This is a genomic window from Brevundimonas sp. D3-1P (assembly GCF_055809335.1).
The window spans coordinates 1-15042 of the sequence record NZ_CM147908.1; the positions used below are offsets into that span (position 1 = coordinate 1).

The 15042-nt window shown below is 61.0% G+C and carries 6 protein-coding genes, 3 tRNA genes and 3 rRNA genes; 8 read left to right on the forward strand and 4 right to left on the reverse strand.

Annotated features, from left to right (window positions below; genetic code table 11):
* Positions 1-588 precede the first annotated feature (588 nt).
* The 6 genes from AC0L6G_RS00005 (at position 589) to AC0L6G_RS00030 (ending at position 5910) form a co-directional block, all read left to right on the forward strand.
* Positions 589-2049 (forward strand): 16S ribosomal RNA (locus tag AC0L6G_RS00005).
* 180 nt (positions 2050-2229) lie between these two features.
* Positions 2230-2306 (forward strand) — tRNA-Ile (locus tag AC0L6G_RS00010).
* Between the two features lie 70 nt (positions 2307-2376).
* A tRNA-Ala gene (locus AC0L6G_RS00015) sits at positions 2377-2452 on the forward strand.
* A gap of 227 nt (positions 2453-2679) precedes the next feature.
* Positions 2680-5460: ribosomal RNA gene (locus AC0L6G_RS00020) — 23S ribosomal RNA — on the forward strand.
* Positions 5461-5626: 166 nt separating this feature from the next.
* Positions 5627-5741 (forward strand): 5S ribosomal RNA (gene rrf, locus AC0L6G_RS00025).
* The 16S, 23S and 5S rRNA genes sit together here with 3 tRNA genes alongside, the layout of an rRNA operon.
* A gap of 92 nt (positions 5742-5833) precedes the next feature.
* A tRNA-Met gene (locus AC0L6G_RS00030) sits at positions 5834-5910 on the forward strand.
* A gap of 190 nt (positions 5911-6100) precedes the next feature.
* Here the strand turns inward: AC0L6G_RS00030 and AC0L6G_RS00035 are convergent.
* From AC0L6G_RS00035 to AC0L6G_RS00050, 4 genes are read right to left on the reverse strand one after another with little or no spacing between them, the layout of a single operon-like run.
* Positions 6101-6502 (reverse strand): RidA family protein, encoded by a 402-nt coding sequence (locus AC0L6G_RS00035; protein ID WP_293828483.1) that lies wholly within the window; start codon positions 6500-6502, stop codon positions 6101-6103.
* Positions 6503-6504: 2 nt separating this feature from the next.
* Positions 6505-7932 (reverse strand): MFS transporter, encoded by a 1428-nt coding sequence (locus AC0L6G_RS00040; protein ID WP_473252678.1) that lies wholly within the window; start codon positions 7930-7932, stop codon positions 6505-6507.
* Positions 7929-9584: an FAD-binding protein gene (locus AC0L6G_RS00045; RefSeq protein ID WP_473252679.1), complete on the reverse strand. Its 1656-nt coding sequence runs from the start codon at positions 9582-9584 to the stop codon at positions 7929-7931. The genes AC0L6G_RS00040 and AC0L6G_RS00045 overlap by 4 nt, the downstream gene beginning before the upstream one ends.
* Entirely contained in the window at positions 9581-11128 is a 1548-nt protein-coding gene (locus AC0L6G_RS00050; RefSeq protein WP_473252680.1) for a N,N-dimethylformamidase beta subunit family domain-containing protein, read from the reverse strand. The genes AC0L6G_RS00045 and AC0L6G_RS00050 overlap by 4 nt, the downstream gene beginning before the upstream one ends.
* A gap of 238 nt (positions 11129-11366) precedes the next feature.
* Between AC0L6G_RS00050 and AC0L6G_RS00055 the strand changes: the two genes are divergently transcribed.
* Together AC0L6G_RS00055 and AC0L6G_RS00060 are read left to right on the forward strand one after the other, a co-directional pair.
* On the forward strand, positions 11367-13634 hold the full coding sequence (locus AC0L6G_RS00055) for a TonB-dependent receptor (protein ID WP_473252681.1): 2268 nt from the start codon (positions 11367-11369) through the stop codon (positions 13632-13634).
* A gap of 88 nt (positions 13635-13722) precedes the next feature.
* Complete coding sequence (locus AC0L6G_RS00060; RefSeq protein ID WP_473252682.1) at positions 13723-14832, forward strand: MFS transporter; 1110 nt, start codon at positions 13723-13725, stop codon at positions 14830-14832.
* The last annotated feature ends 210 nt before the right edge of the window (positions 14833-15042 follow it).

The following is a 15042-nucleotide window of genomic DNA, read 5'->3' on the forward strand; positions in this document are numbered from 1 at the left end:
TTCGCCGTCGGGTCAGAATCTGGTTGCGGACAAATCTTGGGCTCCGTATAGGGCTGCCTCGCTCGGAGACGGGCCGGCCTTTTGGGCCTTGGGGCTTTGGTTCCTGGGGTTTTTGGGGAGCGGGGTGTTGAGAAACGTCTTGCTTTTCGGGGTTGGTTTGATTAGGTTCCGCGCTTCAATCGAATCGCCGGTTTGGTGAAGGGGCAAGCCTCTTGGTTTTCTCCGGCGGTTTTTTGCGGTTTGAAGGGTTCGCCTTTCGGGTCTGCGAAATCTCTGAAAAGAGCGGTTGACATGAGGTTCGGCGGTCTCTAAATCGCCGCCTCCGCCGACGACGAGGCGCTAAACAAGTCGGGCCGCCGAGGCGGTTCTGGGTCTTTGACATTGTTGATATGGAAAGAGAAACGCAGGCGGCGGTGTTCTTGCGATGGCCCTTCGAGGTCATCATACGACACTGACTATCTGCGGTCTTTTTGAAAAGATACCATGCGTCGGTCTTTGGATCGACGACGTGGGAACTCGTCAATAGAATACGTAGAACTAACGCCAAGCTCGCTACGGCGGGCTTCAAGCTTAGGTCAGAAGTCAACTCAACCTGAGAGTTTGATCCTGGCTCAGAGCGAACGCTGGCGGCAGGCCTAACACATGCAAGTCGAACGAACTCTTCGGAGTTAGTGGCGGACGGGTGAGTAACACGTGGGAACGTGCCTTTAGGTTCGGAATAACTCAGGGAAACTTGTGCTAATACCGAATGTGCCCTTCGGGGGAAAGATTTATCGCCTTTAGAGCGGCCCGCGTCTGATTAGCTAGTTGGTGAGGTAAAGGCTCACCAAGGCGACGATCAGTAGCTGGTCTGAGAGGATGATCAGCCACATTGGGACTGAGACACGGCCCAAACTCCTACGGGAGGCAGCAGTGGGGAATCTTGCGCAATGGGCGAAAGCCTGACGCAGCCATGCCGCGTGAATGATGAAGGTCTTAGGATTGTAAAATTCTTTCACCGGGGACGATAATGACGGTACCCGGAGAAGAAGCCCCGGCTAACTTCGTGCCAGCAGCCGCGGTAATACGAAGGGGGCTAGCGTTGCTCGGAATTACTGGGCGTAAAGGGAGCGTAGGCGGACATTTAAGTCAGGGGTGAAATCCCGGGGCTCAACCTCGGAATTGCCTTTGATACTGGGTGTCTTGAGTATGAGAGAGGTGTGTGGAACTCCGAGTGTAGAGGTGAAATTCGTAGATATTCGGAAGAACACCAGTGGCGAAGGCGACACACTGGCTCATTACTGACGCTGAGGCTCGAAAGCGTGGGGAGCAAACAGGATTAGATACCCTGGTAGTCCACGCCGTAAACGATGATTGCTAGTTGTCGGGATGCATGCATTTCGGTGACGCAGCTAACGCATTAAGCAATCCGCCTGGGGAGTACGGTCGCAAGATTAAAACTCAAAGGAATTGACGGGGGCCCGCACAAGCGGTGGAGCATGTGGTTTAATTCGAAGCAACGCGCAGAACCTTACCACCTTTTGACATGCCTGGACCGCCACGGAGACGTGGCTTTCCCTTCGGGGACTAGGACACAGGTGCTGCATGGCTGTCGTCAGCTCGTGTCGTGAGATGTTGGGTTAAGTCCCGCAACGAGCGCAACCCTCGCCATTAGTTGCCATCATTCAGTTGGGAACTCTAATGGGACTGCCGGTGCTAAGCCGGAGGAAGGTGGGGATGACGTCAAGTCCTCATGGCCCTTACAGGGTGGGCTACACACGTGCTACAATGGCGACTACAGAGGGTTAATCCTTAAAAGTCGTCTCAGTTCGGATTGTCCTCTGCAACTCGAGGGCATGAAGTTGGAATCGCTAGTAATCGCGGATCAGCATGCCGCGGTGAATACGTTCCCGGGCCTTGTACACACCGCCCGTCACACCATGGGAGTTGGTTCTACCCGAAGGCGCTGCGCTGACCGCAAGGAGGCAGGCGACCACGGTAGGGTCAGCGACTGGGGTGAAGTCGTAACAAGGTAGCCGTAGGGGAACCTGCGGCTGGATCACCTCCTTTCTAAGGATGCTTCTCCAGGCTGTCTCTCACGAGGCTGTCTATTGAGGCTCCAATAAACGGCGGAACGCCGCCGTCTCCGTTTCTCTTTCCACTTTCGTCATCGACGCCTCGATCATTCGGATCGTTGAGTTGGTGACGCGATCGCGAGCCTGGGCTTCAAAGCCTGGCTGTCGCTGCCATAGGCCCGTAGCTCAGGTGGTTAGAGCGTACGCCTGATAAGCGTAAGGTCGGCAGTTCGAGTCTGCCCGGGCCTACCAGCCCTGCTGGACTCAAGCCTTTAGGCAGATCGTACGACGGCTCTCCTGGGCTTCGCACCGTTCTTGGAACGGGGCCATAGCTCAGTTGGTAGAGCGCCTGCTTTGCAAGCAGGATGTCGTCGGTTCGACTCCGTCTGGCTCCACCAGGCCGCACCCGCGGCCTTGGAATTGACCCGAGGCGCGCATCGCAAATGGTTTGTCACCGGCTGAAAAGCCGACTGGCATTGAAATCGTGAAGGAAGAACTAGGCCGGCTCCCCTGAGCTTCTAGGTCGTGTTCGAGAAGAAGACATTGTCTGACAAAAATCAGGCCTGGTCCCCCGGCATCTTTCCAGTCGGGCGGAACATACCAGGCATGAGTTTTGCTGAGAAACGATCAAACGTTGAAGGGCTTCTGACGGATGCCTTGGCGTAGAGAGGCGATGAAGGACGTGGCAAGCTGCGATAAGAACCGGGGAGGCGCTAGCACCCTTTGATCCGGTTATTTCCGAATGGGGAAACCCACCTTTACAGTCTTCCAACTCTGTTTCTTCGGAAGCAGCGATTGGCGGATTGTTGAAAGGTATAATGAGCTGAATACATAGGCTTCATTAAGCGAACCCGGGGAACTGAAACATCTCAGTACCCGGAGGAAAGGACATCAACCGAGACTCCCGTAGTAGTGGCGAGCGAACCGGGACCAGGCCAGTGCTCTTGTGAAATAAAGACGAACGATCTGGAAAGGTCGGCCATAGTGGGTGAAAGCCCCGTAGTCATCAAACAGCAAGAGACTCGAGTAGGGCGGGACACGTGAAATCCTGTCTGAACATGGGGGGACCACCCTCCAAGCCTAAGTACTCCTCTACGACCGATAGTGAACAAGTACCGTGAGGGAAAGGTGAAAAGCACCCCGACAAGGGGAGTGAAACAGATCCTGAAATCGGAAGCCTACAAGCAGTCGGAGCCTCCACGCGAGGTGACGGCGTACCTTTTGTATAATGGGTCAGCGACTTCATGTGTCGAGCAAGCTTAAGCCGTTAGGTGTAGGCGCAGCGAAAGCGAGTCTGAATAGGGCGCTAAGTTCGACGTATGACGACCCGAAACCAGGTGATCTATCCATGAGCAGGTTGAAGGTTGGGTAACACCAACTGGAGGACCGAACCCGTGAATGTTGAAAAATTCTGGGATGACTTGTGGATAGGGGTGAAAGGCCAATCAAACCTGGACATAGCTGGTTCTCCGCGAAATCTATTTAGGTAGAGCGTCCGACGAATTCCTTGGGGGGTAGAGCACTGGATGGTTGCGGGCTGCGCGAGCGGTACCAATACTAACCAAACTCCGAATACCCAAGAGAACTATCGGGCAGACACACGGCGGGTGCTAACGTCCGTCGTGAAAAGGGAAACAACCCTAACCATCATCTAAGGCCCCCAAGTCACGGCTAAGTGGGAAACGATGTGGGATTGCTTTGACAATCAGGAGGTTGGCTTAGAAGCAGCCATCCTTTAAAGAAAGCGTAACAGCTCACTGATCAAGCGATCCTGCGCGGAAAATGTAACGGGGCTCAAGCCGTGCGCCGAAGATATGGGTTTGCAGTTTACTGCAAGCGGTAGCGGAGCGTTCCGTAGGCCGGTGAAGGTCAGGCGTGAGCCTGGCTGGAGGTATCGGAAGTGAGAATGCTGACATGAGTAACGATAAGAGTGTGAGAGACACTCTCGCCGAAAGACCAAGGGTTCCTGCGTAAAGCTAATCTGCGCAGGGTTAGTCGGCCCCTAAGGCGAGGCTGAAAAGCGTAGTCGATGGGAAGCAGGTAAATATTCCTGCACCAGCTGGAAGTGACGGATGGCATAACTCGTACCCACTTATTGGATTGTGGGTGCGGGGGCGTCGTCCCAGGAAATAACTCCAGCAGAGACCGTACCCGAAACCGACACAGGTGGTCAGGTAGAGCATACCAAGGCGTTTGAGAGAACTGTGCTGAAGGAACTCGGCAAATTGCACGCGTAACTTCGGAATAAGCGTGACTCACCCTGGGCAACCAGGACTGAGTGGCACAAGCCAGGGGGTAGCGACTGTTTAGCAAAAACACAGGGCTCTGCGAAGCAGCAATGCGACGTATAGGGTCTGACGCCTGCCCGGTGCCTGAAGGTTAAAGGGAGATGTGAAAGCGTCGAACTGAAGCCCAGGTAAACGGCGGCCGTAACTATAACGGTCCTAAGGTAGCGAAATTCCTTGTCGGGTAAGTTCCGACCTGCACGAATGGCGTAACGACTTCCCCACTGTCTCCAGCACAGGCTCAGTGAAATTGAATTCCCCGTGAAGATGCGGGGTTCCCGCGGTCAGACGGAAAGACCCTATGAACCTTTACTATAGCTTCGCCTTGGCGTTAGCGACCGTATGTGTAGGATAGGTGGGAGACTATGAAACCGGGGCGCCAGCTCTGGCGGAGTCGTCCTTGAAATACCACCCTTACTGTCGTTGACGTCTAACCGAGGGCCGTTATCCGGTCCCGGGACATGGCGTGGTGGGTAGTTTGACTGGGGCGGTCGCCTCCCAAAGTGTAACGGAGGCGCGCGATGGTGAGCTCAGAGCGGTCGGAAATCGCTCGTCGAGTGCAATGGCATAAGCTCGCCTGACTGCGAGACTGACAAGTCGAGCAGAGACGAAAGTCGGCCATAGTGATCCGGTGGTCCCGAGTGGAAGGGCCATCGCTCAACGGATAAAAGGTACTCTAGGGATAACAGGCTGATTTTGCCCAAGAGTCCATATCGACGGCAAAGTTTGGCACCTCGATGTCGGCTCATCACATCCTGGGGCTGGAGCAGGTCCCAAGGGTATGGCTGTTCGCCATTTAAAGTGGTACGTGAGCTGGGTTCAGAACGTCGTGAGACAGTTTGGTCCCTATCTGCCGTGGGTGTTCGAAGCTTGAGAGGATCTGTCCCTAGTACGAGAGGACCGGGATGGACATACCTCTGGTGTACCTGTCATGGCGCCAGCTGTGCAGCAGGGTAGCTAAGTATGGAATAGATAACCGCTGAAAGCATCTAAGCGGGAAACTAACCTCAAAACAAGGCTTCGCTGAGGATCGTGGAAGACTACCACGTCGATAGGCCAGGTGTGGAAGCGCGGCGACGCGTGAAGCTTACTGGTACTAATAATCCGATCGGTTTGATCGTTTCTCAGCAAAACTCATTCGATGATCGTTCAGACCTGAACGATCGCAGACAATGTCTTCTTCATCCTTGTTCAAGCTAAGCGCTAGCGCTGTTTGAACATTGGATAATGTCTGGCCTCAAGTAGGGCGAAAGCCCGATAGGCCGAACATCATATGTGCTTGGTTGACCTGGTGACTATGTCGGAGGTTCCCCACCCGATCCCATTCCGAACTCGGTCGTTAAGCCCTCCAGAGCCAATGGTACTTCGTCTCAAGGCGCGGGAGAGTAGGTCGTCGCCGGGTCTACCAAGCACATATGATTTACGCGCTAACGGCCTTCGGCCTACTCGAGCGCGCTTCTCGAACACTCTCTTCCTTCGCGAACGACCGCTTGCCGCGGGATGGAGCAGCCCGGTAGCTCGTCAGGCTCATAACCTGAAGGTCGTAGGTTCAAATCCTACTCCCGCACCCAAATCATAAAACCCGCCTGATGAAAGTCAGGCGGGTTTTGCTGTTGCTGGTTAGGCTTCGGACTCATTCAGCCTGCGCTATCAGTTGAAGGCGAGCGGATCAGGCAAGCTGACGGACCAGCTTTCACATGGGGTCAGGCAGAAACAGCCTGCGGCTTTATGACGGGTCTCGACGGACGGAATACTTTACCATCAGATGGGTTTCTCAAGTTCGTAGGCATTGAGACGAACCGTAACCTCCACCTCCAGCAGGGCCTTGGGATCGGGCAGGTCGGCGATGATCATGGTTTGGGCGGGGCGCGATTTTCCGAACTTTTCCTGCAGAACGGGAACGATGGCGGGCAGGTTGGCGCGGTCGCTGACGAACAGGCGAACATGGGTGGTCTGGTCCAGTGAAGCCCCCGCCTGATCGAGGGCGCGCTCGATGATGAGAAAGGCGTTCCGCGCCTGAGCGGTGAAATCGTCAGGCAGTTCGCGTGTTTCGGGATCGACGCCGACGGTGCCCGAGACGAACACGAAGCCGCCGTCGATCACCGCCCTCGAATAGGCGGCGATCTCTTCCATCGGCGAGCCGGAACTGATGGTCTGGCGCATGGTCATGTCTCCTGGGCGATCCGGCCGCCGCCGCGTACGAAGTGGAGCAGGGCGAGGCCGATCGCCATCAGAACGACGATGGGCACGAAGCCGGCCTGCTGGCTGCGGAAGGCGCGGGTGAAGGCGTCGACCAGCAACGGCCCCAGCCACATGGTCGCCGTCTGCGACAGAGCGAACAGGCCGAAGAATGTGCCGGCCTCTTCGGGCGGAGTGAGGCGCGTCATCAGGGTGCGCGAAGACGCCCAGGAGGCGGTCCCGAACACCGAGACCACGATGGCGGCCGCCAGATAGACCATCTCGGGAACGGAGCCGAAAAGGCCAGTCCAAAGACGGGCTTCGCCAGGCGACCAGAAGTAGAGGATGCGCGTCGGCGATGTGGTGATCTGAGCGACGAGGGCGATGATCGTCACCCATATTTCGAGCTTGAAGGCGCCGCGAGGCCCCAAGCGATTGTCCAGCCAACCGCCGAAGACGCCGCCCGCCACGCCTGCGACGCAGACGATGAGACCCAGCGCCAGCAATTCGGTGACGCCCCAGCCCATGACGCCGGCCGCATAAACCCCGCCGAACACCAGCATGGCCATCTTGCCGTCTATGTAGAACATCCGCGCCAGCAGATAGACGCCGACATCTCGCGGGACCCGGGCCGAACGCACAAGCGAGATCAGGTGGCGGGCCCCGTCGCCGAAGGCCTTGCCCGCCGGCACGCCGGTCGGCTTGGCGTCGCGGGCGAACAGAAACAGCGGGACGGCCCCCAGCAGCAGAAACAGCCCGACGATCGGCCCGCTGATCCGCTCGGGCTCGCGCAGCGTCGCGTCCAGGCCGAACAGGGGAGTGGAGACAGGCCAGCCGGGCTGGCCGGGCAGGACGAAGAATGCGAGCACAGCCACCAGCATGAAGATGGAGGTGGCGTTGCCGAGCGAGAACGCCATGCCCGAAGCGGCGGCCTGGTCAGGCCGTCGGACCGCGCTCATCAGCATGGCGTTGTAGAAGACGTCGGCATAGGACAGCAGCACCGCGATGGCGGTCAACATCGCTACGCCGGCCAATACGCCCAAGCCCGGCGTCCCGGCCGGCGTCAGCGCCCACAAAGCGATGATCAGCGGCGCCGTTATCAGCGTCAGAGCCAGCAGCCAGGGGCGGCGCGCGCCCATCTGATCCACGGCCGCCCCCAGGAAGGGCGCCGTCGCGGCGACGAACAGATTGGAGGCCAGGCTGTATCCCGCGACCACAGACTGGCCGCGGACGGCGTCGCCAACCACCGCCGTCGCGAAATAGGGCACGAAGACATAGGTGCCGATCAGGATGATGTAAGGGTCGCGCGCGCCCTGGTACAGGGACCAGGCCCAGGCGCTGAGGTCCAGCCGGGAACGGGCCTTGGACGGCGGCGTGGCCGCTTCGGGGACCGGAAGGTCGGTGATCTCGGTCATGCGTCTTCACCCTTGGCGAGGCTGATGGAATTGGCGCGAGCCAGGCTCTCGGCGCAGATGAAGCCCCAGGTCAGGACGGGGCCGATGGTGGTCCCGGTCCCGACCGCGCGGGAGCCGAAAGGATTGGCCATGGCGTTGCCGGCTGCATAGAGGCCCGAGATGGGGCGACCAGCGACATCGACGACCTGGCCGCCCGGCGTCGTGCGTGGTCCGCCCTTGGTGCCCATCAGCGAAATGTTGAACGGCATCGCGAAGAAGGGCGCGCGCCGAATTTCGGCCAAGGCGCCCGCCTTTCCGGCGATCAGGCGGTCGTAGCCGCTTTGGCCCCGGTGGAAGTCGTCGTCGCGCCCCTGACGGGCGAACCGGTTGAAGCGTTCGACGGTGCGGTCCAGTTCGGCGGCGTCGAGACCGCAGGCGGTCGCCAGGGCTTTCAGGGTGGGCGCGCGCTTCATCCAGCCCGGCAGTCGGCGGGCGTAGACGCCGACGACCGGAGCGGAGCGGAGCATGTCCGCGTCGCCGATCACCCAGACGGGCAGGCGACTTCCGCCGTCCGAGCCGCGCTCCAGCAGAGCCTCGCCGAAGTTGAAGTCGTATTCGTCGCCGAAGCGTCGCGCGGTCTTGTCCACAACAATGGCGTGGCGGTTGGCCTGGAAGCGCAGCGGCATGCCGTGGATCCGGCCTTCGTAGCGCGTCGGCAGAGCCCCAGCGATGTTGGCTTGGTCCATGCGGGCCAATCCGGCCCCCGCCTCGCGGGCGAATTTCTGGCCGTCGCCCGTATTGGTGGATGGGCTGCACAGGAAGTCGAGCGGCTCGGGGAAATGTTCGCGATACATCGCGTGGTCCCATTCGAATCCGCCCGTCGCTATGACGACGCCCAGGCGAGCCGACACTCGGCATAGCAGGTCATCCTGCCTGACCAGGGCGCCGGCGACGCGGCCGGGGCCGCCCATGATCGGCGACATCGCCCGGGCTTCCAGCGCCAGGCGGACATTGCCGGTATCCAGGCAGCCGCTTAGGAGGCCAGTCATCAACGCCGAACCCTGGGCGGCCAGGCCCCTGGCTCTGCGGGCCAGAATCTTCGCGCCATTGCGGGCGTAGGCCCGAACGGGCGCATGCACGAAGCCTGCCCAGATCATCTCCTCGTAGGTGAGATCGTGCGGCTGGGTCGAACGGCGCAGCCGTCCCGCAAAGGCCCCCGCCATGCCCCGGGGCAGGGGGGCGGGAGAGAGCATTCTCCCTTTCATCACGGCCCCGGGCGCCTCCAATATCGGATCGGGCTCGGACAGGATCTCAAAACGGATCGGCGTGCGCGTTTCGAGCAGGTCCAGCATACGGGGCGCGGCTTCGACGAAGGCGCGCCATAGGGGGTCCTCCTCCTCCGCCCAACCCTCAGGCGCCACCGCGCGGATATAGGCCAGGGCCGTCTCCGGGTCGTCCGCGACCCCGGCGGCGCGGGCATGGCGGTTGCCAGGAATCCACGCTCCGGCGCCGGACATGGCGCTGGTCCCGCCCCATAGGCCGGACTTCTCCACGACCAACACGTCCAGCCCATCGACCGCGGCGCGCAGCGCGCAGGACAAAGCCGCAGCGCCCGAGCCTAAGATGAGCACGTCGCAATGGGCGTCTTGCCCGAGGCGGACGCCGGGCCTCATGATGTCTTTTCAGGCTCGACGCCGAAGCGCGTCAGCACGTTGCGGGTGATCCGCGCGATATAGGGATCGCCTGCCGCCAGGCCGTGCGCCCATTCGGTGGTGCCCGCGTTGAACACCTCGCCCTCGCCGCGTTTGAAGCTGGCCAGGATGGCGTGGCCTTTCAGGATCTTAGCCTGGGATTCGGGCGTATCGTCGCCGTAGACGACCTTGGCGATGACATCGAGTTTCTCGGGCGGGATGATAGGCGCATAGCCGCGTCCCGCTTCTTCTCCGAAAGCACAGGGAACGAGGCCGATGATCTCCAGGTTCTCGGGCACGCCGACCATCGGCGTGGCGCGCGGCAGGCCGTTGTCGTCGAACTGGAACCGGCAGCCGTCGCTCTCATAGCCGACCAAGGGCACCTGGTCCCCGATGACGTCGCCATAGAACAGGTCGGAGCCTTCCAGCGCCCAATGACGGTCGTCATAGACGGTGAAGCCCGCCTGGCCGCGCGACGCGCACATTCCCAGGCGGTGATAGCCGCCGAAGACGAAGCTGAGACCCGTAAGTTCGGCTTCGGGCCGGGCGAAGTTCGGATGAGACCACAGGTGGGTGGCGTCGGCGGGATCGTTCCGATCCTCGGCCGCGTCGAAGCCACGCCACTTCCTGCAGACATAGGTCTTGCCATCGTCGTCCCAGCGCACCTTCCAGAAGCAGGTGTTTCCCGACAGGATGGCCAGACCGCCCCCCGCATCGACGAAGCGCTCGATCTGGTCGCGTTCACGCCCGGACCAGTATTCGCTGTGCCCCACGAACAGCGCGCAGCTGTAGTCCTTCAGGACATCGTCCTCGGCGTCGAGATCGTAGTCGGTGTGGTAGTCCAGAGCATAACCTTCGCCTTCCGCCCATTCGACGAAGCGGTGTTCCCATTTGTTCAGGAAGCCGGCGGAACCGTCATAGGGTGAACAACCATTGGCGATCATCCAGTCGTAATCGGCGGCGAAGGGTTGTTCCTCGAAGCCTCGCTTGCGCAGATTGATCAGGCGCGGCGCATCGTCCGGCGCGCCGACGATCAACGGTATGAAGGGGCGCTGGGTCGACAAAACGCCGATCGCATCGTCCATCGCATCGGCGAAGGATTTCCTCCCCGTCATCAGGGAGGTGACGTCGCTATAGGCGTTGGCTCCGCCCCACCAATTGTATGAATGATAGGTGTTGGTCGCCAGGACGATGGCGGCCCGGCTTCCGGTCTGGCCCTTCGCCGGGCGGACGCAGACGAAATGGCGGGCTGACTGGCCGTCGGCGTCGGTCAACAGCAGGTCGTAGTAGCCGGACGCCCAATCGCCGACGGTGACGGTCAGGCAGGACGGCCACCCGCATCCCTCGGCGTCGGCGGTTGTCGGAATGGGATGTTCCGCGGTCGCGATATCAACATAGGTCTGAACAACGACGCGATTCCGCCCGACCCTTGCGATTTGGAGTTGGCAAAGGCCCTTGGCGCTGGCGTGGACCTGAAAGGTCTCGCCCGGCCGAACGCTCAGTCGATCCGTATAAAGCGCCGTCATCAGCTGTTCCCCAATAGCTGCGATAAGCTAGTGAAGATTATCATTTCGACATTGTCAAACGGTCGAGGTGGAAAATTTCACGGACCGTGGCCCCCTGGGGGGTCGTTGCAACGAAACCACGCTCGAGCCCCGCACACCGAAAAATTATAGCGATAGATATTAAATAGTCTTGACTATCGTATCGAGGTTCGAACGATTGTCATGCAACCTTCGCAAGGCCAGTTTGGGGATTCTAGCCGTGAAGTCCATTTTCCTGACGACCGTGTCCGTCGCCTCGGTGATTTCGGGCGCAGCCCTGGCTCAGAGCGAGCCTCAGACAACCGCGCCTTCGGAGGCGGCGACAGTCGCCGACATCGTGGTCACGGCCCAGAAGCGGTCGGAACGATTGCAGGACGTGCCCGTCTCCATCAGCGTGCTGAACACCGAGACGTTGGAGGCGCAGGGCGTCAGCAACGTGATGGCCTTGAACAATCTTGCGCCCGGCCTGCGCGTGTCCAGCGGCGACGCCGCCGCCAGCCCGAAGATATACATTCGGGGCGTGGGGCTGAGCGACTTCAACCCGAACGCCTCCAGCGGCGTCGGGATCTATGTGGACGGCGTCTATATCGGCTCGCCTCTGGCGCAGATGTCGGGTTTCTACGACCTGGCCCAGGTCGAGGTTTTGCGCGGACCCCAAGGCACGCTCTACGGCCGCAACACCAACGGCGGCGCGATCAATATCACGACCAACCGGCCGAGCTTCGACTGGTCAGGCGGCGGTCGTGCGGAATATGCGTCGGAAGATGCGGTCAACCTGCAGGGCGGCGTCGGCGGTCCGATCGTGGATGACGTGCTCGCCTTTCGTCTCGCCGGCCAGTATGTCTCTAGCGACGGCAACACCTATGACCGGGTCTCGGGCAAGGATTTGAACGCGGTCGAATATTATGGCGGTCGTTTTTCGCTGCTGTACACGCCTAGCGCCGACGTCAGCATCCTGGCCTCGGTCAACCATTTCGAGAACCACGGCGACGCCACGACGCCGCAGCATCGGGCCCTGTTCCCGGCGGCGGCGGAGGTCACAGGCGCCGACGGCCAGTGTCTGCCCAGCGCCTACTCCAGTGGTCTTTGCACCGATCTTCTGGGCTACGCGGACACCGACGGCGACGTGCGGGCGGGCGACTACGGCCCCGAGGCGGGCAAGGACAAGGTCCGGCTGAACGGCGCTTCGGTTCAGCTGGACTGGACGCTCGGCGGCGTCGATCTCGTCGCCATTTCCGCCTATCAGAACGCAAAGCGCAACGCATTCGAGAACACCGACTCCAGTCCGCTGCGGATGATCGAGATCAACTATCGGTCGGAGTCGGAATCCTTCAGCCAGGAACTGCGCCTGCAGAGCAATGATCCGGGCGCCGATCTGAAATGGGTGCTCGGCGCCTATTTCATGGACGAGACGATCAAGGACAATTCGACTCAGGACGTGTTGCGTGATCTGCGGCCGCTGTTCATGTCGCCGGACAATCCGCTCGGCCTCAGCCCTGAAAACACCGTCGGCGTCTTCGGCTATCCCTACACGCAGAAGACGAAGAGCTATGCCTTGTTCGGTCAGGCCGACTATCAACTGACTGACCGGCTAGTCGGGACGCTGGGCCTGCGGTGGTCGTCAGACGATCGCGACTTCGACTACCGCAGCGAGATCGAGTACGGCCTGGCGACCATCCTGACCTATCAGAACAGCAAGAGCTTCTCGGCCTGGTCCGGTCGGCTGGGCCTGCGTTATGAACTAAGTCCCGACGCCAACATCTACGCCACCTACAATCGGGGCTTCAAGAGCGGCGGCTTCTTCGGCGGGCTGGCCACCTCGGTGGAACAGCTTCAGCCCTACGACAACGAACAACTCGACGCCTATGAGATCGGCTACAAGGGGCAGTTCTGGGATCGGCGCGCGCGCCTCGACACGTCCTTGTTCTATTACGCCTACAAGGATCAGCAGGTTTTCGCCCAGGCGCTGCGCAACGGACTGACGGTTCTGGTGCTCGACAACGCGGGGGATTCGACCGTGTACGGGGCCGAGGTCGAAGGCTCGGTCTCGCCGATCGACAATCTGGACATCAGCGCCGGCCTGTCGCTGCTGCACGCGGAATACGACGACTTCATTTCGGAAGGCGAGGACTATAGCGGCAACCGGCTGCCGCAGTCGCCGAAGGCGACGCTGAACGCCTCTGTCACCTACACCTGGCCCCTGGGCTCGCGCGGCGACGTCGTCGCCAACCTCAACACCACCTATTCGTCCAAGGTCTATTTCGACAACTCCAACAAGGAGCGTCTGTCGCAGGACGCGGTCTGGAACACGGGCGCGCAGATCAGCTGGCGCTCGGGGAGCTCGGGACTGGAAGCCGGGATATTCGCGCGCAACATCTTCGATGAAGACTGGATCGTGAACATCTCGCCGATCGACAGCCTGGGCGTCGACCTCGTGACCTACAACCGGCCGCGCAGTGTCGGCGTCTTCCTAAGGTACAGCTACTGACCGCACCGGGCCGCTTGGGGGACGTCGGGTGTCGGTGCGGGAAGAAGACGCGGAGGCGGCGTTGGGCCTGCCCCGCCAGATCATATGCTTGGCGGTAGGGACCGTCGCCGTGCTGATCGCGGGGCTCCAGCCGATGATTCTGGGCGGCTGGGGTCACGAGGGCCGTCTTTCCGGGGTCGGGATCGGCCTGGCCGCCATGGGCGAACTGTTCGCGCTGGGCCTCGCCGTCAGTCTGGCGGCGACCTTCCTGAAGCCGACGGCGATGCGGATCAAGATCGCTCTGGCCTGTCTGGGACATGCGGCCGCGACGGTCGCGGGACTGCGACTGACGTCCTACGGGCTGGTGCTGGATCGCTCGATAGCGGGCCTGTTCGAAGGGGTGATGCTGTGGTCGGCGATCAGCATGATCGTCCGATCCGGCTCGGCCGAACGCTGGGCTGGCGTATTCGCCACCGCTCAGACCCTGGCTCAGCTGGCCGTCGCCGCCTCGCTGGCGGCATGGGTCATTCCGCCGTTCGGCGTGAACGGAGGACTGATCGTGCTGACGGTCCTGTCGATCATCGCGGGTTTGGCGGCGTTGTTCGGGCCGGACCGCATGGCGCCGCTGCACAGGCCGGAAAAAGGGGCCGGCGGTCCCTTGGCGTCGATGCCCACGGCCGGGCTCGTCGCCATATTCTTGTCTCTGGCCTTTATCGTGTCGCTCTGGGTCTATCTGGATCCGTTGGCGCAGCGCGCGGGTCTGTCCAGCGAAACCGCCGGCCTTGTCGTCGCTCTGGCGCTAGCGGCCCAGGTGGCGGGCGGCATGACCGCGACCGTCATCGGACCTCGGTGGCGCGCGGGCCCGATCCTTATCGGCGTCGCGGCGTTGCAGGCCGTCGCCCTGGCGGGAATAGGATCGCCGCCCAGTCCATTGGTGTTCGCCGGGGCGGTGGTTCTGTTCGGCTTCCTTTGGATGTTCGCCCTGCCGCTGCAAACAGCCCTGATGATCGAGCTTGATCCGACTCGGCGGGCGGCCTTGCAGATTGGAGCGGCGCAACTGCTGGGGTCGAGCTTCGGGCCGTTGGTCGCCGGACTGATCGTCGGGGAGGGGGCGGTGTCGAAGGTCTTGCCGGCGTCGGCCGTATTCCTGGCCCTGTCGACAATATTGTTCGTAATCGTTCAGGCCGTCATGCCGCCGCGGCGCACTGAGCGTCGGTGATGCGGAACCCGGCCGTTCGGAAGGAATTCCGTGTCGGAAACAGATGCGACGCCTGGCCGGCTGGCGGTCAAAGGCGCTCGAGCGAATCTGATCGTTAGCGTCAGAAGCCCTTGGCGTTACAGTATGGGCCGGTCTATTTCAGGCGTCCCATGACAGAACACCCTGGCCGCCGCAGCGGCCGAAAAGCCAGAACGGCTGGCGAACCGGCTC

Coding starts and splice junctions, on each gene's coding strand:
- AC0L6G_RS00035 (WP_293828483.1), bottom strand. CDS start 6,502: ATGCGCCAGACCATCAGTTCCGGCTCGCCGATGGAAGAGATCGCCGCC.
- AC0L6G_RS00040 (WP_473252678.1), bottom strand. CDS start 7,932: ATGACCGAGATCACCGACCTTCCGGTCCCCGAAGCGGCCACGCCGCCG.
- AC0L6G_RS00045 (WP_473252679.1), bottom strand. CDS start 9,584: ATGAGGCCCGGCGTCCGCCTCGGGCAAGACGCCCATTGCGACGTGCTC.
- AC0L6G_RS00050 (WP_473252680.1), bottom strand. CDS start 11,128: ATGACGGCGCTTTATACGGATCGACTGAGCGTTCGGCCGGGCGAGACC.